The following is a 23,114-nucleotide window of genomic DNA, read 5'->3' on the forward strand; positions in this document are numbered from 1 at the left end:
GATCCGGAAACCGGGGTTTCGATCGGGCAGCGGCTGCGCGCCCGGATTATGGTCGAGGCGGCAGACCCATCGCACATCCCTCTCGCCTTTCGCGAGGATATCGAGCAGGCGGCCAAAATCGTCGCCGACCCCGATCACGACATTCCACTGCGCCCGTTGGGATCGGGCTCGGACTATTCGGTCTTCATCGACCATCTGGGTGTACCCGCCCTGGATATCAGCTTTGGCCAAGAAGGAATCACCCGCGGCGTTTACCATTCTCGCTACGATACCTTCGAGCATCACAGCCGCTTCGTCGACCCTGGCTTCGTCTATGACGCGCTGCTGGCCAAAACCATCGGACGCCTGGTGCTGCGCGCTGCACAAGGTACGGTTCCACAGCAGTCGCCGAGCGATTTTGCGGAGATGGTGTCGGACTACCTCAATCAAGTGAAAACCTTGGCGCAGACCGAACGCGCGCAGGCCGAGACTCGCGATCGCCTGCTGCGCATCCGAGCTTTTGCCCTGGCCGCCGATCCGACCAAGAAGGAACTGCCGCCGCCCCCGCTCAGCCGCGTGCCATATCTGGAATTCGCACCCCTGGAGAATGCCGTCGCTCGCCTCAAGCGCAGCGCCAAGGCCTACGACACCGCCTCGGCAAAGAATTCCACCAATCTTTCTGCCGCCCGGCTCGCCCGCCTGCAGGCCTTGATGCTGACCGTCGATCAGACTCTGGCACCTGCCGACGTGGGGCTGCCGGGACGGCAATGGTATCTCAATCTGGTATATGCGCCCGGGCGTTACACCGGCTACGGAGCCAAGACCTTGCCGGGCGTGCGCGAGGCAATCGAAGAGCGGCGCTGGGCGGATGCCAATCGCTACGTCAAACTCACGGCCGATGCGCTTGACGCCTACAGCGACCGACTCGACCAGGCCACTAAAGTGCTCGCCGGCGGATGATGGCCGCGAAGCCGCCGGAAGTCGGTGCGGGGCGCTGCAAATGCTGGGGAAAACGGTGTAGTTCACGCGGTTTCGCACAGCAGGCCGCTTGGAAAAAACCCGTCGTTTCCTTTCCACTCGCGGCCGGCTGTATCTTGTTCCTGGGCCTGACATGGGCGTTAACGCTGACGCCGCGCGCGCGAGCGCAAGATGTGACCTTCACCACCGCCATCCCGGTGGCTCAGGGCGAGGCCGTTACTCGGCTTCAGCTGGGCGACGGCTACAGTGCCGGCTCATCCCACCGGGAGCTGGCTGGACTGGACTTTCCCACCGTCTTTGCATACGGCTGGCGCAGTAAATTCACACTGTTCGTGACCGTTCCCATGTCGGCCTATTTTCTGTCGGATAATACGTCGGCCGAAACCGCTACCCGGAGTTCCAGCGGCTTCGATGATACTTTAGTCTTCCTGCGCTATACTCTGTTCCATTTCGACTGGCTCACGAAAACCTTTCGCATGGCCCCATTCGCTGGCTTCTATCTACCCACCGGCAGCGACGAGAAGTCGGACTCCCTGGGCCGCTTGACCGCTAAAATGCAAACCGGCTCGGGCGCGGTCGATCCGTACCTTGGCACCGCTCTTACCACATTCGATCTCGATTACGAGTTTCACTGGGATTTTGCTTATCGGGTCAATTCGTTGGCAGACAATTCAACCCGTCCGGGTGATGTGCTTGAAACCGACGCCGCGTTTCAATACCGGATTCTGCCTTGGCGCATACCAGATTTCGGGCTACCCAATTTCTTTGACCTCGATTTGGAAACCAACCTGATATGGAGTCAGCGCGGCTATCTAGACGGACGCAGAGCGGCGAATTCCGGAGGCGTGCTGTGGTTTCTGGACCCCGGCCTGATCTTCGTGACGCCCTCCCTGCAAACCGGCGCGGTGGTGCAACTCCCTGCCTTCCAGGATCTCTACGGTGCCGGACGCCTGGCCACTCAATACCGGGTCTTCGGTTATCTGCAGCAATATTTCAATCTGGGCGCGATCTTCAGCCGTTGGAGAACCGCAAGCAGCCTGTGACCGCGGAGTAGACCGTTTGCCGAAAAAGTCTCCGCGGCCTGCTCCCCCCTTCTTCTCTACCCCTGGTGGGGAGAGGGCGAAGGTTAGGAAAAGCTACTCTCACGTGGGATGTGGCTTTCAGCGCCGCCTCCACTCATTCAAAACCTGGCTTTTCCGCACCCTGCTCTTGAGCCGTTATCAAGTGGTTTGCGCTTAAGCGGCGCTTGTGCCATGACCAGCGAAGCTGGAAGAAAGAATCTAACGGAGCGGAGAAGCCTGCGATGCGCGCGAGCTGGACCTTCATATTGGTTGCCATGTTGCTGGCCGGAGGCAAAGCCGCTTCCGCGCAAGGACTCGATATCGATCGTTGTCCCGGCCTGGCCGGGCAACCGGGCGCGCGCCGTGATCTGGTAACCGAATACATTCGCCTTCCTTCGGCGGCGCGGCCGGCGGGCACGCCCAGTGAACTCAATCAAACCAATTTCCTGCGCGTACGGTTGCGCTCGGCCGATCCGCGTCACGCCGACGCCATCTTGATCCAGGCCATTCCCAACGGCGCGTCATCCTATAGCGAATCCGCCGCGCAGCTAGTCGAGATGGCGGCGCGGCGGGGCAAAAACTTCGAGGTCTGGGGAATCGAGCGGCGCGAGAAAAATCTTCAGGACATGGTCGGCCTGCGCGAGGCCTATGCCCGGCGCGACCCGGCGCTGGCCCTGCACTACTACTACGGTAGCCGGTTTCTCGATCGCGCGGGTAAATTCGCCGGCACTCTGGGCGGCGCGGGCGCCAGCTTCCGCGAGCTGCAACCAAAAGATGTTCCCTTTTTGGCTGACTGGGACGCCGAAGTGCTGAATCGCGATGTCGAAAGCCTGCTCGATGTAATTGCGCCCGCCCAGCGTGCCACCAACGTCTTTCTCTATAGCGCCTCGCCCGGAGGTGAATTCCCCGCGCAGTTTGCCGGCTTCCGGCTGCGCGATGGCAAGCGTGGGTATCAGGAGCTAGCCGGGCTCATCGTGATCGAAGGCCAGCTTAGCCGGGATACGATCGGACGTGGCCAACCAACCGCAGCCGACATTGCCGCCTATCTCGAACAGGTCCGCGCCATTCGCGCCGGCCGTATTCCGCCCTTTATCGACGACCCCAACCGACACAGCCTGCTCAGTCCCGGCGCCAGCGTGGCGATTCCTGCCTCGATCGCCCTGATGGCAGCCGACTTCAGCCCCAATCAGGAATCCATTTTCAGGCTACCTGGCGACGCCGCCGGCGGACCCCAGGCGGACGCCTTCAACGCCCGACTGCGTCTGACCAACCTGGCGCGCGCCGGCTACGCTCTGTCCGACGATCCGCTGCCGGGAAGCTTCACCACCACCTTTTTTATGAATTTCTTTGGCGCCGGCCTGGGGCGCGTTGACTTCACACCCCGGCCGGGAGCGCCCGCTTGCGCACAACCCGGACCGGTTGGAATGCGCCCACCATGCGTGCCTTCCGTCGCCCAGATCGATCCTAACAAAATCTATGGCTGGTTGGAGGGCGGCCCGGGCGGTGCCGCTGCGTTCAACAATCCGTTGGAGGGATGGTCGATCACACCTGACGGCGCCTATACCAATTCCTACATCGCGGGTGAGGCCACTGTGAGAAACGGCCCTAATCCGACTCGGCTGGCGACGGCGGTTCAGGTCTTCGGACGGCCCGCGACACTGACCAACGCCGCCCCGTTGACCATCGCATTTCCCACCGGCAGCCGCACCATCGATTCCAGTTTCAACGTCGGATGGGCCTGGTATCCCAGCAACCGCTATCTGACAATCGACCTGCCCTTTGTAAATCGTTTCCAACGGGTGCTGATCAATCGGCCCGATTTGCACATTCACCTTGATTTCGACAAGCGCGCAATCGCGATTCCGATCATCGAATATACCGTCCACCTAGGAACTCAAAATCCCTGGCCGGCAACTGTCAAGGATTTCACCGTAATCGATACGCGTGGCCTGACCGAGACACCAACGGCGGCCCGACTGAGTCCCTTCAATCCAGCGATCAACATGCGGTTGTACAAAAACGTCGATATCCACAGCGCCGATAACTCGGCCGGAGCCGCCGCGCTAGAGGGCAGCGTAACCCCGGGAGCGCTCGGAGCTAATCCGATCTCGGACACGCTACCCGACTGGGTAATCGCCAGAATGGGTAAGGGCGGAGTAGATTTGCCCAGTTTTACAACTCATTCAAGCTGCGCGCAGCCGCTGTGAAGGTCAGACGTGAGTTAGGCCGGGCGGGCAGATAGACGATGGCTTGGCGCCTCAAACTCGCTCGCATCACCGCGATGAGTTGGGCTGAACGCGGGCTGCTGCTGGAGGCGGCTTGGTTCCTGGGGCTTTCCCGTCTCGCGTTGATGATAATGCCCTTTCGCCAACTGGCCCGGTGGCTCGAACGCCGCCCGCGCGCCAGCACGAAAGCCACTTCCGCGAACTATTGTCAGATCCGCCGCGCCGTCTCAATTGCCGCCCGCAACGTGCCTTGGAACGCGGTTTGCTTGCCGCAGGCGATGACGGCCAAGCTTATGCTGGCAAGACGCGGCTGCGCCTCCACGCTTCACCTAGGGGTAGCCAAGGACGGTCGCGGCACGCTCCTCGCACATGCGTGGCTGGAGGCCAGCGGGGTTACCGTGGTGGGCGGCGCGGCCAAGGCCGATTTTTCCTCGATCAGTCATTTCGGCTGAGCGGGTATCTCTTTGCCGCTTGTGTGCCAGCTGTGCCATTTATGCTATCCGCAGGGTGTGGACAAAATTTCCGCCGCCCGTTTCCCACTTTAGGTCGCCTTGCGCCTGGATAGTAGCGCGCAGCGCCGGGGTAAAGCGACGCGTAGGTTTCGGGCGCAGGGCGAATAAGAAAATCGCCATCAAGGTTTTGTGGCGCGCGCTGTTTCAGTCGGTGCGCTGGCGACGTGCGAACATTTGGTTGAGCGCCGGATAAATCAACGGCTGATTTTCGAACAGCAAGGCGAAATTGCCAGCTTCCAAAATCGTCCGCGCGATCCGATCCACCAGCGACAGCGCGGCTGCAGCAGCGTTGCCCCCGATCGTGATCCGGCGCACCCCGGCCTCGGTCAGTTCGGCCAGCGGCGGCGAATTATGCTGAATCATCACGTTGAGCGGCAGCGCACAGCTTCGGGCCAGCCGCGCGATCGTGGGCACCTGAGTCAGGCCAATTGCAAAGACACCGTCGGCGCCAGCGGATTGGTAGAGTTCGAAGCGCCGCAGAGCGGCCTCGGGCCGGGTCGCGGGATCGCCAATCGCGTGCAAGAACACATCGGTGCGAGCATTGATAAAAACCGGCACTGCGCGACTTGTCGCCATTTCGCGCACCGCCCGGATCTTTTCGGCTAGCAACTCGGGCGCCTCGGCGCCGTCCTCCAGGTTGATCCCGACGGCGCCCGCCTCCACCATCGCTTCGGCGTTTCGTGCAACCTGCTCGGGACGCGCGGCGAAGCCAGCCTCCAAATCGACGCTGAGAGGAATTTCGACGGCTGCGGCCATCTCGCGCACCGCTGCCGCAAGTTGATCTAAGGGTAGTTTCTGTCCGTCAGGATAGGCTCGCGTCCACGCAACTCCGCTGCTGGTCGTAGCAATTGCCGTGGCGCCGGCGCGTTCAAAGATTCGTGCGCTGCCGGCATCCCAGGCATTGAGAATTACCAGCGGCCTGTCTCCGTGATGGAGGCTATGAAAATGCTCGGCGCGCTGCGCTTGAGAGGTTAATCTGGCGCTCACTTTTTCACCGCTGACTGTTGTGATCCGCGCGCAGGCTGATAGCTGCCCGCAGGAGTGCGGCAAGCCAGCGCGATGCGATTCCAACTGTTGATCGCGATTACGGCCCAGGTCAAAGCCACGGTCTCCTCCTCAGAAAAGAACTCGCGCACTTGGTCATAGACCTGGTCGGGGACGTGATCGACGCTGAGCAGTGTGACGGCCTCGGTCCAACGCAGGGCGGCCCGCTCGCGGGCGGTGAAAAAGGGCGCCTCCTCCCACACCGCGACCGCGTAAAGCCGCTGCTCCTCCTCACCCGCCGCGCGCGCATCCTTGGTATGCATGTCCACACAAAAGGCACAGCCGTTGATCTGCGAAGCACGCAGCCTCACCAATTCCAAAAGCGCCGGCTCAAGCCCGCTTTGCGAAACGAGCCGGCTCAACTCGACCATCGCAGCAACCAACTCCGGGTGCAGCTTGCGGTAATCTAATCGCGCTTCCATCTTGCGTTACCTCTCGACGCACTATAGCGCCGTCGGGCTGTAATGAGCAGTCCGGCTCGGGCCGGCTCAGAGCATCTCCAGCGACCTGGGCTGGCGGGGTACGGGAAAGGCCCGGTCCAACGCATCGCGCTCCTGGTCGCTCAAGACCAGTTCGGCGGCCGCGCGATTTTCTTTGAGATGAGAAAGCTGGGCGGCCTTAGGAATCGCAATCACGTCGGACTTGTCCAGCAACCACGCCAGCGCGATTTGAGCGGGGGTGACCGCGCGCTGGTGAGCGATTGCACCCAGCTGCGGATGGCCGAGCAGGCGCCCCTGCTCCACTGGCGAATAGGCCATCAAGGGAATGGCATGGCGACGACACAGCGGCAGCACACGTTGCTCCACGGCGCGGCGGCTTAAGTTGTAGAGCACCTGGTTGGTGGCAATTTGTCCGGGTGCCAACTGCCAGGCCTCTTCCAGATCATCAACATCAAAATTGCTAACGCCAAAGGCCGCAATCTTCCCCGCCTGCTTGAGCGCCGTCAGCGCCTCCAGGCTGTCGGCCAGCGGCGTCGAGCCGCGCCAATGAAGCAGGTAAAGATCGATACATTCGATACGCAAGCGGCGCAGGCTACGCTCGCAGGCTTGCGCGGTGCCACGCCGGGTAGCGTTTGACGGCAACACCTTACTGACGATGAAGACTTCCTCCCGGCGGCCGGCGATCGCTTCACCAACTTCTTCTTCGGCGCCACCATCGCCGTACATCTCGGCCGTGTCGATCAGGGTTAGGCCAAGATCGATCCCGGCGCGCAAAGCCTGGATTTCCTGGGCCCGCTGCCGGCGATCTTCGCCCATTCGCCAAGTACCCTGACCTAGAGCCGGAACCTCGCGCCCATCGGATAAGCGCACGCTCTTCATAAGGGGCATCTTAGCATCGCAGGCCGAGGCCAAAATCAATTATCGGGCGGAGCCCAGAGCTGGCGCGCAAACCAGAGGGGTCGATGAGCGGTAGGGTGATAGCCCTGGATCGTAACGATCGCAGTCAGTCCCATGCGGAAGGGATAATCGGACTGCGGCCGATCGAGCACTATCCGCACCGGAAAGCGCTGCGAAAGCCGCACCCAGTTAAGAGTCGGTTCCACCCGCGGCAAGCCTGCCACGGTAGCGCCGTTGCCTTGATACAAGGCCCATCCCACTCCCTGCACATGGCCATAGAATGGATGGTCGGGGTAGCTCAGCAAATAAACCTGCGCCCTCATCCCAGGCCTGATGTGCTCCATGAAGTTTTCGCGGAAGTTGGCCATCACATACCAGATTCGGTTATCGACCAGGGTAAGAACCCTCCGGCCCTGGTTGGCGTACTGCCCCACCGCGATATTGAGATTGGTGACATAAGCATCGAAGGGCGCGCGCACGTAACAATAGCCCACGTTGAGTTTGGCGTTGACCCACGCAGCCTGGGCCGCCTGCCGACGCGCGTTGACGTCGCCCAACTGGCCCAGGTTTTTGATCGCGGAGGCAAGCTGGGAATTGGCGCGTTCAACCGCGGCCTGCGCGGCCTGGTAATTGGTGCGCGCGTTGTAGACGTCGTTGGCGGTAACGAAGTGGCGGCTGAGCAAGGGCTGGATTCGGGCCAAGTACTGTTTGGCGTATGCTGCGTTGGCCTCCAGCTGAGTGCGTTGCGCGCGTGCGGCGGCAATCGTGTCTTCGAGCGACTTGATCTGAAGGTTGGTCAGGGTCAACTGGGCCTGGGCCTGATCCAGAGCGGCTTGATAGGGGCGCGGATCGACGATGAACAGCAATGCGCCCGCAGCCACATGCTGATTGTCCACTACCGGCAAGGAAACGATCGGGCCACTGACATGGGGCGCGACCCCCACGGTGTTGGCCCGCACGTAGGCGTCGTCGGTACGCGGGTACAGATAATATAGGCGAATTACCAGCGCGGTAACGACGATGGTCGCCAGTACAATCACCAAGCCCAGTAGCCGGCCCACCGCCCGCGCCATCACTGGACCCCGCACCACAAGCTCCTTGTGCTCCATCGGCGGCAGATTTTCAAATTCGATTGAAGAACGCTAGCCAGATGAGACACGCCCACAGCAACGCCAGGCAGGGATAGATCACGACCAAGGGGCCGAGATGAGGTTCCAGGCGCAAGGCCACGAAGAGCGGTCGGAGCACGCCGGTCAAAACCGCGCCGGCCATCCCGCACAACATCCAAGCCGGGAAGTCGGCGCCGGCCAGATCGATCACCGGCGCGCAGCCGGCCAGAGTCACGAGCAAGAGCGGGAGGACGAATCGCCCCTTTGAATCCATTGCTCGCAATAGCATACTGCAACAACCCTGAGGTATTTTGCGCAACTCTCACCGTGGTTTCAATCAGCCAATCTGCGCCGCCTCTGCGCGGCGGCGCCACATCGGGTAGCATCTATGCAAGCAAGCAGTTCAAACAGCGGCCGGACCATTGATCGCTTGTGGTTGCCGCGAGGCGGGCAGTGGCCGGCGCGGATCGCGTTGCTGGGCGGCTTGTTCACAGCTTTCGGCTGTAGCTATTGGGCCCAACAACCCGAGCTCGCGCCCACGCGCTTCGCGCCCGCTACCGCGGTCGAGGCTTGGCGGGAGCCGGCTGATGCCGCCCTGCCGGCCCATCTGACCCTACCGCCGCCACCTCCGCCGACCTTGCAGGGCCGTCCCTATGATCTGCTCGAGCTGATCGATCTGGCGCTGCGACGCAATCCACAAACCCGCGCCGCCTGGCAGGAGGCAATCGCGACCGCGGCGGCCTATGGGCGTTCACGGGCGGCATACTATCCTTATCTGACCAGCGTTGCCCAAGGCGGCTATTCGCGCCTGGTATTCCAGGCCCCCAATTCTCCCGGGGCAATCACCCAATGGCAATTCGCACCGCAGGTGGAGCTCAGCTACGTCCTGCTCGATTTCGGCCGCCGGCGCGCCGCCAGCCAGGCCGCGCGCCAGCAATCGATTGCCGCTAATTTTAGCTTCAACCGCAAGCTGCAAGACCTGGTCTTCACGGTCGAGAAAGCTTTCTATGAACTGGGAGCAGCACAAGCCAGCGTGATCGCCGCACAACGCAACCTGGCGCTGGCCCAGGCCAATCGCAGGGCAGTGACACAGCGTCGCGACCTTGGCTTAGCGACCCAGCCCCAGGCCCTGCTGGCCATACAGGTTGAAGCGCAGTCGGTCTACGATTTGGAAACCGCTCGGGTGATGGTGCGCGATGCGCAAGCCCACCTCGCTATCGCGCTGGGAATCCGGGCCGATACCGCTTTGCAAGTGCAAAGCCTGCAAGCGCAGCGAGTGGCCTCGAACCTGCCGGCACAAGTCGATCAGCTCATCGACACCGCGCTGCGCCAGCGCCCCGACCTGGCAGCCCAGATGGCACTGGTACGGGCCAGCGAGGCGCGCATGCACCAAGCCCGTGCAGCCTGGATGCCAACCCTCAGCTTCAGCGGTGCGTACGGCGAAAGCGACTTGGCCTATCAATGGAACGGGCCGCCTACGGTCGATACTAACTCGCCTCAGTACTCAGCCTTGCTCACCCTGCAATGGGACATCTTCACCGGCTTCGACCGACTTAACGCCGATGCTCAGGCGCGCGCCGACGCCGCACGCGCGCGTGCGCAGTTGCAAGCGGCCGCAATCGACGCCAGCGCTCAGGTTTGGCAAGCCTACTACAATTTTCGGGCCGCGCTCAGGAAATTTACTTACGCCCGCTCTTTGCTCGCAGCCTCGCAGGAGGCCTATCAGGCCAATTTGCAGACCTATGCCCAGGGGCTGAGCACAATCGTGGAATTGCTGACTGCCGCCCGCGATCTGGCCGGCGCACGCTATACCCTGATTCAGAGCAAAGCCGAGCTGCTCACCGCCTCGGCTGCGGTCAGTTACGCGGTCGGCGCAAGCTTCGGACCCTAAGAATTATCGCCAAGCTGATCGGATAAGGGCGCCGCCTGCGACAGATCCTTGATCCAGCGCTGCAATGCGGCTGACCCCGGAGAATGTCGGGCTTGATCGAGAATGCGGTCCATTTCGGCTTGCCCGTGGCGCTGCTGGCGCTCGACTTCGCGCAGCAGGTCGGCCGCTAGCCGCGGTTGCGCCAACAGCACCTTGGGCTTGGCCAGGGTACGAGCGATGCTGAGGCTCAATTCACGGCGATCATGCCAGCGCCCTAGCCGATCCTGCAGCCCGCGAAGCCAGGCGATTTGCACCGCGGCCGCGGGCAGGCCCAGTTCGCCGGCCAATTCGATACGATAGCGCAAGCTCTTGGTCTTGATTCGCAAAAGATGGAAATTCTCGTCGGAGGGCTGTTGTTCGAGGGCGGCGACCGCCGCTTGCCAGCGCTCATGGGCCTTGGCCAGCGCCATCCGCACCCGTTCACGCAGCGCGGGCGCGCCGCGCTGGGTGCGCGCGGCAGCCAGGATCCGGGCCGCGCTATCGGCCACTGCAAGCAGGCCTGGTTTAAGCAATTTGTGTTGGGCGCGGCGGATTTGGCGGCGGCGGCGCTGCTCGAGCGCCTCGCGCAACAAATTCCACCCCGCACGCCTGGTTCGGCTGCGCGCCGCCCTCTCCTGCCGCTCCACCCGCTGTAGAATTACGTCGCAATTGCGCCAATTCCCCACCGCCGCGCGCACTCCTCGCAACTCACGCCGCAAACCGCGCCCGCGGGTCGACGTCCCGGCGGCTAGCACCGTCAGAATCTGCTGAAGCCGCCGCGTGCAAACCCGCAGATCGTGAACCGCGTCGCCGCCCTCTGCGCTCAACACCCGTGCCAATAACTGCTGAAACTTCTGGGTTTGGCGAGTCAGCAACCTGCCGACGCGCTGCCAATCCAATGCGTCGCTGACGTCAGGTGAAAATGTTTGCCCGTTGCTAGAGCTAGCATCCGACGCCGCTCTCGGGGTTGACCCCAAAAGATCCGGCCGAATCGAGGTTGAGGCCCGAGAATCGGCTGCTAGTTGGTCAGGATTGGAAACTGTCATGGCGCAACGCCAAGCTTGTTAGTTCTATCTTCCAGCAAACCGCCCTCCGCCCACAAGCAATCGCCTATCGCCGAACAAGCTGGCAGCTTAGACCTCAAAACAGCCATACCCAGCTTACCGCGATGACACCAAGCGGCCGCGACTTGCCCTCCGTGAGTAAAAAACTTCACGGCGCAGTCATCAATAGTTTAATAGGCAAGTCCGGTCTTACTCGCTTTCACCGCCCGCGGGCTGCGGAGAATCAGGGCGACGCCGAGCGCGCGTTCCAAGCGGCTTGTCCGGCGACTGACCGAGCCCCTGCTCTTGCCGACAAAATCTTGCTGCGGCAGTCACCGAGTCGGGGTCCGCTACCCAGCGAAGGCGCGCAGGTCGTCGAGGTCGCGCGGCGGTGTTGGATTCACGGTTGGAAGTTCGACGTGAGGGGCAACTGCATCGACTTACCCAACACCAATCCTAAAGAAGCTGAACTCGCCGTCCCCCTGTAACGCAGATTAACTATCGGCCTTGACCGCGCAGCGCACGCCGGCGCGAAGAGGTGCGAGAATACCGCAGCCGACCGAACCTGGAGCTACCTGACCACCCGCCGCCTTTTTCTAACGCATGATTTCCTGCAATCCCTGGGGCGTGCCGTAGAGTGTGCGATTGGCATATTGCGTCGGCACTTCATGGTTGATGAAGGCTCCGTCGGCGGGAGCCAGGATGTTGCTGCAATGGTCGCTCTGGTAATCGCAATTGTCGTGCGACCAGGCGCTGCCGGGAAACAGATACCATCCGTCGTCTTCCTTGGTCGGCATCGCGAAAGTTATAAAGGCTCGCCAGAACTTGCCGTTTTGATCCCAATTACCGTACGCGGTCAGATTCTCCGCGCTCTCCTTGTCCAGATACTGGACTCGATCGGAGTAGCAGTAACCCCGCTGGTACTGCGGCAGGCGCTGCATCCTGAGAATGTAAGTGTCGCGCAACTGCCAGCCGGCGCCAAACAGACTGTCCTTGGGCACGAAGTTGCCCTTGGTGAAATAATAGTTCGCCCGCTCTTCCGACGCGCGCCTGGTCTTGGGGTCGGGCTTGAAGATAAATTGAAGCAGTCGGCGCGAACCCGAAAACTCGGCTTTGAACCAGGTTGGTGGCAGCGGCACCGGGGTGACATCGTCGTTGGAGAAGTCCTGCCCCTGGAACGGCGCGCAACGGGCATTTGTGGACAATCGCAGCGAACGCCGCAAGCTGGGCAAGAAGACATAAGCATCGGGAAAGCGGTCTGGGTTGTCCCACACGATAGTCAAGGCGGTGATATATTTTATCTGTTCGGGATCCAACTGCTCGGCGACACCGCTTTGATAGTAATTGGCCCCGGGTAGGTTCATGGGATAGCCGGCGTCGATATTGTGCATCCACTGATAGTTGGTAACCAGCGCGTGCAACGGGGATTCATTGCCGTAACGATCGAAATCGAAGACCTGGTAGCGAACCGCCACCCGAATCGTTACTTCATGCGCGTAATAGAAATCGTAAACCAGCTTATAGCCGGCCAATGGATCGCTGGGATCTAGATTGGGAAATGGCTGCCCGGCGACATAGCCCTCGACCGCATAGCTGCCGTTGGGCACCTTGACCAGCTTGACCTGCTTGGAATACTTCTCGGTCGCCGCGATGTAAGCGCTGGGCGGCGGATATGAGATCGTTGGGCCGACAACCGCCCGCGCCCCGTGCGGCCAGCCGGAAACCGGGCTGGTGCTCATGAACATATGCTGCAGCGGAATGTTCATGTAGTCCTTGTACTGCTGCCAATTTTCCTGCGTTATCACGGTGCCGGCGGGAATGCCGCCGGGCTCCGCTGCCCACGCGCCCGTGCATAGAGGGATTAGGAGCGCAGCTCCGAGAATCCAAACCCGTAACATGTTGCCCCTCCACGATAATCCTGTCGATGACAACTCCGCACCCTTACTCGCCCTGACTAACCCACGTGTATCCGAGCGGCATGACCTATTAGCTCAGCCGGGATTTCCTTTTTGACCTCCCGAATCAAGGCGTTTATAGGCCAACCGCGCGCTGTAACTCAATGGTTCGAATTTTTTCGTCGATTGTGGCTGTAGGTAGCCCACGAAGCCGCCCAATTCCATCATTTCGTTTGCGCCGGAACCGTGCTCCGGCTCATCTGAACCCTGATTTAAAAAAGACCACTCAATCTCCCCATCTGTCCGCGGCCCATCGGAAACGCTACCCGCCGCGCTCGCTTCCAACTCCCCGCTTGATAGAGAAAGCTCTGGTAGCGGACCCGCGGCTTGCGGCTCGACCTCTCCACTAGCCGCTTGAGCAGCTCGCTTAGGTTGCGCTCCAGGTTGGCGTTGGCCATCGCCGCTGGCGGCGGACCTTTGGATCGCCTTGGAACGGCAGTTGGAGCTGCGGCCTGCTGGTGGTGCGTGAGTTAGATGAGTGGCTGGGCGTTGGGCCACCTACGGGCTAGGAATTCTTGTCAGGGGGTGCCACAGCAATGGAAGAACTTTCAAGCTCCCCGCCAATCATGCGTTTTCCGAATTGAGTTGCTGAATCTTCTGCTGCAAGGCTTTAACCAAATCGTCGTAACCGCTTCGATTGATGATGCGATTAAACTGATTGCGATAGTTACCCACCAAGCTGATTTCTGCCACGATTATGTCGTAGACTTTCCAAGTCCCGTCCACCCAGCGCAAGCGATAATCGACGCTGATCGGCTGCTCGCCGGGCTTGAGCAAAACCGTGGTGTTAATCTGCGAATAACCGTCGCCTTGTGGGATTTCTTTGAGGTAATTGATGTGAACGGTGCTGGCATAGCTCTGGGCTTTTGAAAAACTCGAACGTGAGAGATAAATCGACTCCGTCAACTGAGTGAACAGAGCGGTGAATTGAGCCTGCTGGGCCGGGGTCAGGGTGCGCCAGTGGATGCCTAACGCCGACTTTGCCATCTCCGTGCTATCCCAATGCTGCTCGATGATAGCGCGCAGGCGGGCACGGCAGGATTCGCGCTGCTTCTGGCAAGATGGGTCTCGCGCCATGGCCAAAATTTGCGCGCCAAGGCTCTTAACCGCAGGCATTGCCGGGGGTGCTATCGCGCAATTGGCGCTGCCCCAACACACCGCCAGCAACGCCGTCACCAGCATCGACACCCTCATTTGTAACCCTGCTCGTGTCAAAAACTTCATCCGTGCCTTCCCAGCCGTTGCGCCAGTATTGGCGTCCAACCCGGTTTCATTGTTGGTTATGACGCTTGATGGTTCAATAGGAACCGGTAACCCAATTTCGAGCAGTTTTGCGCTCTGTCACGCACTGCGCTCTATAAACAATCAAATCTTTCGCATGACCCGAGGACCGAGTAGCCATTCCAGTCGATAGCGAACCGCCTCCCCACCGGTCTGCGCGTACAACCGGGCCACGCCACCTTTCTTGAATTCCAGCTCGCATCCCTCGGGCGACCCACAGAGCAGGAACGATGCCAATTTTCCCAGGCTGGGCTGATGACCCACCACCATCAGCGTCTCAACTCCCTGATAGCCGCTCAACAGATGACTCAGCTCGGACGGATGCGCACCGTTTAGGGCAAGCTGGGAGAGTTCGGTCAGCTCGACGTTACCCAACCCGCGCGCCAAGATAGCGGCGGTTTCCTGGGCGCGGCGCAAGGGGCTGGTCAGAATCAGGTCGGGGCGTACCTCAAGGATTCGCAGGGCGCGCGCGATAGCCTCCATCCGGGCCCGCCCTTTGGGCGTCAACGCGCGCTGAACATCTCCCATGTCGCCACCCTTTTCGGCAATTCCGTGGCGGACCAGATAAAGCTCCACGGCCGACACTTCATCGTGCCGGGGACGCCGAGTCAATAAATTGCGCACCTAGCCACCCTAGTTCGACGGTCAAAGCCATTGGTCGGTTAGAGCCGGGTTCCCGGACGCGGTTAACGACCTAGACCAACTTCGCGGCCGTGAGAAATTGATTTCAGTGCTAGACTTGAGTGGAACCTTGAAAAGCGCGGCACGAGATACGTCAAGGAGCTAGGGACCTCCACCAAAGCTCTCACCATCCTCTGCCCATCCCTCCTGTTCCCCGACCCGGGAGGGGTAGCCCTTGGGGAAAAACCCGACGGATGGGGTGGTAAGCGAGCAGCCATTTTGGACTAAGATGGCGGACGGAGGACCACGCTGCGATGGACCACGCACAATCGCTCCCCCAGGGACCACGGACGCTGGCGGTAGATATCGGCGGCACTGGCATCAAGACCATCATTCTGGACCCAGAGGGCAAGCCACTTACCCAGCGCGCTCGAATCCCCACCCCTTCCCGCGCCACTCCCAAAAAAGTTATTTCCATAATTGATGAGCTGGCCAAGCTGCAGGGCGACTTCGATCGCGTCTCGGTAGGCTTTCCCGGTGTCGTACACGAGGGCAAGCTGCTCAGCGCCCCCAATCTGGGCCCCGGCTGGGAACATTTCGACCTCGCCTCCGAACTAAGCCATCAGCTTGGCCGGCCGGTGCGCGTTGCCAACGATGCCGACGTCCAGGGCATGGGCTGCGTCAGCGGCCAAGGGATAGAGCTGGTCATCACCGTGGGCACCGGGCTGGGCTCGGCGCTGTTCGTGGATGGCCATCGGGCACATTTGGAACTCAGCCGCCATCCGTTCCGCAAAAACCGCACCTACGAAGAAGAATTGGGCCACGCCGCGCTGCGCCGCAAGGGGGTGGAGAAGTGGAACCGCCATCTGTTGCAAGCGGTCACCCTGCTACAAGCTACTTTCAACTCCGATCGGTTGTATATTGGCGGCGGCAATAACAAATTCATCACCGTCAAGCTGCCCCCCAATGTCCAGGCGGTCAGCAATCTGGAGGGGCTTTTGGGCGGGATAAAATTATGGGCCAGCCCGCAACCCTGACGGCCGCGGCCCAGACGGGCCCCGCCAAAGGATTTTGCTGTTAGGAAATTGCGCCCGCTTCTTGCTCGTGTGGTCAAAACCACGCATGGGCGATTTGAGTTTACAAGCGGGCGGGCTTGGAATCAGTTAGACTACCCTGATTCTGCGGTTCGAGGACGAACGATGACTCGATGCATCCAGGTCTTTGAGCGCCAGGGGCGTTATTTGCGCATCCCCGATACCGAGGTCGAGGATTGGGAGGAGGTGCGCGAGAGCGCCGACCAAAAGCCACGGCCGCTGGGACCGGTCACCAACTGGCCGCCCTTTACCTACGCCTTTCGCCTCCCCGACGGCACCATTTATCTGGTGGAGCAGTCGGACTAGTCGCGCGTTCTGAACTGACGTGAATGACCACCGCCGCTAACTCAGGCGAGCATTCCTTACTACGCCGACTGATCTGGTCGCAACCGTGGCGCCGCGTGCGGCGCGCGCTCCTGATTGTCGCCGTGCTGGTCGTGCTCTATACCCTCGCAGGCTTCGTCGGCATCCCGCTCCTGATAGGCCACGAATTGCGTGGGCGGGTGGCGCGAAGCCTCGCGCGGCCGATCAGCATCAAGCACGTACGCTTCAATCCTTACAGCTTGCGGCTGGATCTCGATCGGCTGGCGATCGCCAACCGCGCGGCCCCAGGCCAATTCGTGCAAATTGCCCACGTGCGTTTGGTCGCCTCGTGGTCCTCGCTCACACATCTGGCCCTGGTGGTAAGACAACTGACGATCCAGCGGCCTCAGGTCGCGATCGTGCGCGGTCCGCACGGTTTCAACTTCGCCGATCTGATTACACCTAAAGCCGCACCCACACCCACCTCCCGTTCTACCTTTCGCTTCGCGATGGCCAATATCGAACTCGAGGACGGCAGTGTCAGCTTCGATGATCAAGTGCTCAACAGCCGCCATCACATCGAACAAATGCAATTGGGCATCCCCTTCATCGCCAACCTGCCCTCCGATGTCGAGGTGTACGTACAGCCGCGCCTGGCGATGCTGGTGGATGGCAGCCCCTTCCGCCTAACGGGCAAAAGCAGGCTGTTTGGAGCCTCGCGCGATTCCTTCGTCAACCTCAAGTGGCAAAATCTTGACCTAATCCGCTTCAGCCCTTATCTGCCGCCCAGCATACCGCTGCGGCTGCATCAGGGCAGCCTGAGTACCGACCTGCAGATAGATTTCGCCGAACACCCGCCGCAGATGCTGGTGCGGGTCGCGGGCAGCATCGCGCTGGATGGGCTTGACCTGCGCACCCCCACCCAGGTCCCGCTGCTGGCACTCAAGCATGGCGCAATCGTGATGACCGACGTCCAGCCGCTTGAGAAAATCGCCAACCTGCAGAAAGTCACCTTCGACGGCTTGACTGCCAACCTAACACTGCTGCCCGGCGGCGCTACCAATCTTGGGGCGCTGACGGCCCCATCCGCCGCGCCTGCCGGCACAAGCTCACCGCCCATGCGTTTCTCGCTGGACGGACTGGCACTAACCAACGCCACCCTGCAGATCACCGACAAGGCCGCTGCCACACCCGTCAACCTGACCTTGCACGACATCCATCTGAGCGTGAGCCACCTGGCCAACACCCCCAGCCCGGCGGCACCCTTCGACTTGGGCACCAGCCTGTCCAGCGGCGGTACGATCGCGGCGCAAGGCACCATCGGGCTAGCGGAGAACAAGGCCGCCGGGCATGTAACGCTTACCCAAATCGCTCTGGCGGCGCTGAGCCCGCTGTCTCAGCCTTACTTGAGCGCTGGATTGGCAGATGGCAGCCTCGACAGCCAGGGTGACTTCACGGTCGCGTTTGGAACCAGCCGTCAGCTGCGCGCCCAAGGCTTTTCGGCACGTCTGAGCGAAGTTGCACTACGTGACCCCGCCCATGGCCCCAGTCCGCTGCGCTGGAAACAGTTGCAGGTGGTTGGGGTGGCGCTAGATTTGCTTGCCCATCGCGTTAGCGTCGACCGCGTCAACCTGGAGCAGCCACAAGTCTCATTGCACCGTCAGCACGACGGCAAGCTCAACCTGGCCGCGCTGGTCCACCTGCCAGCGCAGGCCGCGCCGACCTCGCCCCAGGGACCGGCAACCCCCTCACCACCGGCCGCAACCTGGCAATACCGGATCGGAACCGCGGCCATCAGCGATGGTCAAGCCCAGGTCGAGGACGACAGCGGGCCACAGCCGCTACGGCTGGCGCTGTCCGCGCTTAATCTGCAGCTCCACGACCTCACTCCCGACTTGAGTCGCCCTGTCCCCTTAAATCTGACAACCACGGTCGATAAGCGGGGGCAGCTCAAGGCCAGCGGAACCGTGGCACCTAATCCGTTGCGGGTCGACCTGCGCACTCAAGTGCGCCGGCTGCCCCTGGCCAACGAGGTCAACGCCTATCTGACTTCGCTGCTCAACGCCCGCGTCAGCAGCGCTTTCGCCGACGAAAGCGGAACGGTCGTGGCCAAGCTGGAACGAGGCCATTTGCATGCGAGCTACCGGGGCGATGCCAGCTTGGCCGACGTGCGACTGATCGATTCCAAGGGCAAAATCACGTTCTTGGAATGGAGTACGTTGCGGGCCCGGCGGCTAGCCGTAATGGTGGGCGTGGGACAGCCTCGGGCAAGAATCGGCGAGCTGGAATTATCGCGCTTCTTCGGCCAACTGATGCTGGACTCACAGGGCCGATTGAGCGTGCGCAATCTGTTCGCCACCGCACCCGCCGCTCCCGCCCCGGCCACGCACAGCGCAGCGCAAACAGGGCACCAGGTTCCGGCACACGCAAGTATCGATAAGATCGTTTTCGACCGCGGCCGCATCAACTGGACCGATCACTTCATTCGGCCCAATTATTCAGCCGCCCTGACCGACCTGCGCGGCACCGTAGGAGCGATTTCCACCGATTCTGCCGCGCACGCTCCGGTGCGCGTGCAAGGCCATATCAACCAGAGCGCGACCATTTCGATCGACGGCCAGATAAGCCCTTTGGCACCGATGGCGTTCGTCGACCTGACCGCCAACGCCGACGGCGTCAGTCTGCCTAACCTCTCTCCTTATTCGGTCAAATATACCGGCTACCCGATCGAACAGGGGACGCTTAGCCTGAAGGTTCATTACCTGCTGGACCATCACAAGCTGACCGCGCAAAACCATATAGTGATAAATCAGCTTACCTTTGGCCCGCAGGTCGAGAGCAAGAGCGCGCTCAACCTGCCCATTCGCCTGGCAGTCGCGCTGCTGAAGGACCCCAACGGTCGCATCCGGGTCGACGTCCCGATCTCGGGCTCGCTGTCCGACCCCGAATTCAGCCTGACTCAGGCCCTGTTGAACGCCTTTGGCAACCTGATCACCAAGGCCGCCACCGCGCCATTCAGCCTGCTAGCCTCGGCCTTCAACGGTGGCAACTCCAAGGAGCTGTCCTACATCCAGTTTGCGCCCGGCAGCACTCAGCTCTCCTCGCAAGCGATCGATAAGCTATCGACTTTGGCCAAAGCCCTGGAGCAACGGCCCAGCCTGAACCTGGCGATCGGCGGACGAGCCGACCCGACGTTGGATACCGAGGGCGCACGCAAGGCATTGCTAGACAAGCGGGTGCGTCAGGCCAAGATCGCATACTTGCTCAGCAAGGGGCGGCGCGTTGACCGCTCCAGCATCGAGGTCTCGCCCAGCGAGTACAACCGCTATCTGAAGATGGCTTACAAGGCCGCCGACTTTCAAAAACCGCGCGATTTTCTGGGCTTGGAAAAATCGCTGCCGCCAGCGGAGATGGAAAAGCTGCTGCTCGAGCATACCCAGGTCAAGCCCGAAGACCTGCTCGCACTGGCCAATCAGCGCGCCGCCGCGGTGCGCCATTGGCTGGCCGCCAAGGTCAGTCCCAACCGCCTTCTGGTCACGAGCCCCAAGCTGATGACAACCGGCACTCTGCCCCCAGGCGAAGGCACCAGGGTCAAGCTGGCGCTGGAATGACTCACACCGCCAACGCTGAAGCCTCGACCTGAACCCGGTCGTGCCCTTTGACCGGGAACACCAAGCTACCGCCCATCGCGGCAACCAGGGCCAGACAGGTCCCGGTTAGGAACGCGCCACGATAATTGCCGCTGAGGTCGTACATCACACCAATCAGCAGCGGCCCGCTCATGTGGCCGATCGATCCGAAAGCGTTGAGTATCCCAGCCAGCGAGCCGTAGCGGCGCCGGCCCAGGCTTTGCACCAGCACCACCGACATGAGGGTATCGCCACCAAAGCTGAAGCCCCATAGCGGGATGAAGCTGACCAGGGCGAAAATCCCTAAACGCGGACTGGCCGCGCCCAGCAGCAGCATGGTAGCCAAGCCCGCCATCGCAAAGGCTACCACCACGGTGCGCTTGGCACCGTAGCGGTCAGCCAACCAGCCCAGGGCTAGATGGCCGATCCCGGCAAAAGTGGCTTGGGCGCCGAAAATCGCCGCCGCCGCTGCCGGGGTATAGGCGATGCCGATCAGATAGGGGATCAAATGCAAGACCGTTCCAGTAGTGCCGGCAGTATAAATCAAGTTGGAAATTACGATCAGCCAGAAGGCGGCCGTACATAAAGCCGGGAGGACTTCCAAACCGGGCAATTGCGCGGTGTTCTCTTGGACTTGAGCAACCGGACGATCTTGAGCAGGCGCCTTACGAATCAGGAGCAGACTTACCGGTATTCCCAACCCCAGCATCGGTAATGCGGTCGCCGCCATTCCGGCCCGCCATCCATAATGCGTCACTACCCAGGTGACCCATGACGGCCCCGTAGCCAGACCGATGGAACGGCCGGCCGCACCCACCCCAATTGCCAGGGCGCTGCGCTCGCCAAACCAACTCACCGCCACCGCCATCAAGGCGGTATCGGCCGACAGCGCGGTGCCAAAGCCTACCAGGGCATAGCAAGCGATCAGCCCGTCAAGCGAGCCAATTTGACTTGCCGTCAGGTAGCCCAGGCCGGCCAGCGCGCAGCCGCTCGCCACGATCCAATGGGCGCTGATACGGTCAACCAGCCACCCCGCGACCGGGCAGCCCAAGCCATAGAGCAAGGCCCAGGAACTGGCGATACGCGAGACTTGCTCGTGGTTCCAATGAAAATAACGAATCAGCGGAGTGATAAAGACCCCGGTGGTCCCCAGCGCCGTGCCATAGACCGTGATCTCGCTTATTACAAAGGCGGCGATCACCCACCACCCCTGTCGTTGTCGCTCGCTCATCAGCTAAATCTACCCTCAAACCTCTGCGCTGCCATGTCCCCAGATCGCCCGCACTCCTAGCTTGGCCTCGCCCGATAAGTCAAGGAAGGCTGATCGCTCAGCAGGGCTGGAGTCCACAGAGGAATTTTCGAGCCACCTCTCACCTGACCCATTTCCCTTCAGGAGCAGGGAACGCAGAGCGGTCGATTTGGGGACGCCGCTTCGGGCGACTAGCGCCCTCACGACCTAGCTCGCGGTCTCGACCGCGGGTCGACTTTGGGCGGATTCCCGGTGAGCCACACGGCGAAAGGTTGGCGGTGCAACGGCGGACAGATTAATTCTGCCGCTGCTCCAGGAGGGAGAGCCGCAGCCGGGTATAACCAGTTGAGGGACGGACGTAGCGGGTGCAGGCCGCTTATTCCAGCTCGCCAGGGCGGTTGACCAAGAAAACAAGCAGGCGATATTGTTCACCAAGACAAGGCAATCGCGCGCTGTCCAAGGCGCCGAAATTGTCGCCATCAACGAGGTGACCTGAGCCATGCTTACCCGTGAGGACAACGAATTCCTGACCAGCACGCGCGCCGGCACGCCGATGGGCGACCTGCTGCGCGAGTATTGGATGCCGGCGGTGCGCTCGGCGGCGCTGGAGGCCGACGGCGCGCCCAAGCGGGTGCGGCTGCTTGGCGAAAATTACGTCGCCTTTCGTTCAACCGACGGGCGGGTGGGGTTTTTCGACGAAGGCTGCCCGCATCGCTGCACCTCGCTGGCGCTGGCGCGCAACGAAGATAACGCGCTTACCTGCATCTTCCACGGCTGGAAAATCGACGTCTCGGGCAAGGTCGTTGAAGTGCCCTCTGAACCCCCCGAGCGACGAACTGAATTCGCAGCCAAGGTGCGCGTGCGTCATTACCCAGTACGCGAGGCCGGGCTGATGGTCTGGGTTTATCTGGGCAAACGCGCCGATCCGCCGCCCTTTCCTATGTTCGAGTACAACAATCTGCCTGCCGGCCACGTGCATGTGCGCCGCGCGATGCTCCATTACAACTGGGTGCAGGGGCTGGAGGCGCATATCGACTCCTCCCATCTGGGCATCCTGCACAGCGGCTTTATCAAGACCGGAACCCAGAGTTCACCGCGCGATCTGATGATGTCGGCAGCCAACACCGGCCCGCGCTTCGAGTTCGACATCACGCCCTACGGAATCCGCGAAGGAGCACTGCGCGACCAGGGCAACGGCACGATGTACGCCCGCATCCGGCAGATTGTGCTGCCCTTTTTCACCTTCATTCCTGCCAACGTCAATTTCCCTTGTTCAGCGCGCGCCACCATCCCGATCGACGATGAATGGGACGCCGAGTGGTACATCATCTACGACCCCAAGGCACCGCTGACCGAGCAAGCCATTGCCACCGCGATGTGGAACACCTCGGGCGACCTGGATAATTTCGCCTCCAACTTGGGCGGCTTCGACGACATGTGGAAGCAGGATCGGCGCTCGATGAAGGAGGGACATTGGAGCGGCCTGGGACGCAATATCCCGTTCGAGGATTTCACCGTCGAAGAATCGATGGGGCCCAAGACCGATCGCACACGTGAGTATTTGGGCTCCAGCGACACGATTTTGATTCGCGCCCGCCGCCTCCTGATGGAAGCGGCACGTGCCTATGCGGCCGGCAAGCCGGCGCCCTGGCAGGAAAATATTGACTATAACCAAGTCCGCGCGCTGGCGATCGATTTTCCGGTCGAGCGCGACTGGCGCAGCCTGGACGTGCTCAACGCCTTCGCCCGCGCCTAGGCGCGCGGACCGCAGGCGGTTCTGACCGC

Annotated in this window: 20 protein-coding genes; 9 read left to right on the forward strand and 11 right to left on the reverse strand. The window is 61.4% G+C overall.

Annotated elements, in window-relative coordinates:
• From VKV28_16045 to VKV28_16060, 4 genes are all read left to right on the forward strand, one after another.
• Positions 1-939 (forward strand): transferrin receptor-like dimerization domain-containing protein (locus VKV28_16045; protein HLH78315.1); only part of this gene is annotated, 939 nt, incomplete at its 5' end.
• Positions 936-2,000, forward strand: coding sequence for a hypothetical protein (locus VKV28_16050; protein ID HLH78316.1), 1,065 nt, complete (start codon positions 936-938; stop codon positions 1,998-2,000). The genes VKV28_16045 and VKV28_16050, both read left to right, overlap by 4 nt.
• A gap of 260 nt (positions 2,001-2,260) precedes the next feature.
• On the forward strand, positions 2,261-4,225 hold the full coding sequence (locus tag VKV28_16055; protein ID HLH78317.1) for a hypothetical protein: 1,965 nt from the start codon (positions 2,261-2,263) through the stop codon (positions 4,223-4,225).
• Positions 4,226-4,263: 38 nt separating this feature from the next.
• On the forward strand, positions 4,264-4,695 hold the full coding sequence (locus VKV28_16060) for a lasso peptide biosynthesis B2 protein (GenBank protein HLH78318.1): 432 nt from the start codon (positions 4,264-4,266) through the stop codon (positions 4,693-4,695).
• A gap of 204 nt (positions 4,696-4,899) precedes the next feature.
• Here the strand turns inward: VKV28_16060 and VKV28_16065 are convergent, their stop codons facing one another.
• From VKV28_16065 to VKV28_16085, 5 genes are all read right to left on the reverse strand, one after another.
• Positions 4,900-5,742, reverse strand: coding sequence for an isocitrate lyase/phosphoenolpyruvate mutase family protein (locus VKV28_16065; GenBank protein HLH78319.1), 843 nt, complete (start codon positions 5,740-5,742; stop codon positions 4,900-4,902).
• Positions 5,739-6,221, reverse strand: coding sequence for a carboxymuconolactone decarboxylase family protein (locus tag VKV28_16070; protein HLH78320.1), 483 nt, complete (start codon positions 6,219-6,221; stop codon positions 5,739-5,741). Before VKV28_16070 ends, VKV28_16065 begins: the two co-directional genes overlap by 4 nt.
• 66 nt (positions 6,222-6,287) lie before the next feature.
• A complete protein-coding gene (locus VKV28_16075) occupies positions 6,288-7,118 on the reverse strand; it encodes an aldo/keto reductase (protein HLH78321.1) in 831 nt (276 codons plus the stop codon).
• A 35-nt stretch (positions 7,119-7,153) separates the two neighbouring features.
• Positions 7,154-8,245 (reverse strand): biotin/lipoyl-binding protein, encoded by a 1,092-nt coding sequence (locus VKV28_16080; GenBank protein HLH78322.1) that lies wholly within the window; start codon positions 8,243-8,245, stop codon positions 7,154-7,156.
• A gap of 13 nt (positions 8,246-8,258) precedes the next feature.
• Entirely contained in the window at positions 8,259-8,534 is a 276-nt protein-coding gene (locus VKV28_16085; protein HLH78323.1) for a YtcA family lipoprotein, read from the reverse strand.
• 141 nt (positions 8,535-8,675) lie between these two features.
• Between VKV28_16085 and VKV28_16090 the strand changes: the two genes are divergently transcribed.
• The gene (locus VKV28_16090; GenBank protein HLH78324.1) at positions 8,676-10,136 is read left to right on the forward strand and encodes a TolC family protein; all 1,461 of its coding nucleotides are present in this window, start codon (positions 8,676-8,678) and stop codon (positions 10,134-10,136) included.
• Here the strand turns inward: VKV28_16090 and VKV28_16095 are convergent.
• The 5 genes from VKV28_16095 to sixA form a co-directional block, all read right to left on the reverse strand.
• Complete coding sequence (locus VKV28_16095) at positions 10,133-11,029, reverse strand: CHAD domain-containing protein (GenBank protein HLH78325.1); 897 nt, start codon at positions 11,027-11,029, stop codon at positions 10,133-10,135. The genes VKV28_16090 and VKV28_16095 overlap by 4 nt on opposite strands.
• A 764-nt stretch (positions 11,030-11,793) precedes the next feature.
• On the reverse strand, positions 11,794-13,095 hold the full coding sequence (locus tag VKV28_16100) for a DUF1329 domain-containing protein (GenBank protein HLH78326.1): 1,302 nt from the start codon (positions 13,093-13,095) through the stop codon (positions 11,794-11,796).
• Positions 13,096-13,188: 93 nt separating this feature from the next.
• On the reverse strand, positions 13,189-13,437 hold the full coding sequence (locus tag VKV28_16105; GenBank protein ID HLH78327.1) for a hypothetical protein: 249 nt from the start codon (positions 13,435-13,437) through the stop codon (positions 13,189-13,191).
• 279 nt (positions 13,438-13,716) lie between these two features.
• Entirely contained in the window at positions 13,717-14,346 is a 630-nt protein-coding gene (locus tag VKV28_16110) for an ABC transporter substrate-binding protein (protein HLH78328.1), read from the reverse strand.
• Positions 14,347-14,517: 171 nt separating this feature from the next.
• Positions 14,518-15,057, reverse strand: a complete 540-nt coding sequence (gene sixA / locus VKV28_16115) for a phosphohistidine phosphatase SixA (GenBank protein HLH78329.1) — start codon at positions 15,055-15,057, stop codon at positions 14,518-14,520.
• Between the two features lie 311 nt (positions 15,058-15,368).
• Between sixA and VKV28_16120 the strand changes: the two genes are divergently transcribed.
• From VKV28_16120 to VKV28_16130, 3 genes are all read left to right on the forward strand, one after another.
• Positions 15,369-16,091 (forward strand): ROK family protein, encoded by a 723-nt coding sequence (locus VKV28_16120; protein ID HLH78330.1) that lies wholly within the window; start codon positions 15,369-15,371, stop codon positions 16,089-16,091.
• Between the two features lie 162 nt (positions 16,092-16,253).
• The gene (locus tag VKV28_16125) at positions 16,254-16,454 is read left to right on the forward strand and encodes a hypothetical protein (protein HLH78331.1); all 201 of its coding nucleotides are present in this window, start codon (positions 16,254-16,256) and stop codon (positions 16,452-16,454) included.
• 23 nt (positions 16,455-16,477) lie between these two features.
• Entirely contained in the window at positions 16,478-20,062 is a 3,585-nt protein-coding gene (locus VKV28_16130; GenBank protein HLH78332.1) for a DUF748 domain-containing protein, read from the forward strand.
• A gap of 1 nt (position 20,063) precedes the next feature.
• Here VKV28_16130 and VKV28_16135 read toward each other — a convergent pair whose 3' ends face one another.
• Positions 20,064-21,311 carry an MFS transporter gene (locus VKV28_16135; protein ID HLH78333.1) on the reverse strand — a complete coding sequence of 416 codons (1,248 nt, stop codon included), beginning with the start codon at positions 21,309-21,311 and terminating at the stop codon, positions 20,064-20,066.
• A gap of 517 nt (positions 21,312-21,828) precedes the next feature.
• Between VKV28_16135 and VKV28_16140 the strand changes: the two genes are divergently transcribed.
• Entirely contained in the window at positions 21,829-23,085 is a 1,257-nt protein-coding gene (locus tag VKV28_16140) for a Rieske 2Fe-2S domain-containing protein (GenBank protein ID HLH78334.1), read from the forward strand.
• Positions 23,086-23,114: the final 29 nt, after the last annotated feature.

Source organism: Candidatus Binataceae bacterium (assembly GCA_035294265.1).
Classification (GTDB): Bacteria; Desulfobacterota; Binatia; order Binatales; family Binataceae; genus DATGLK01.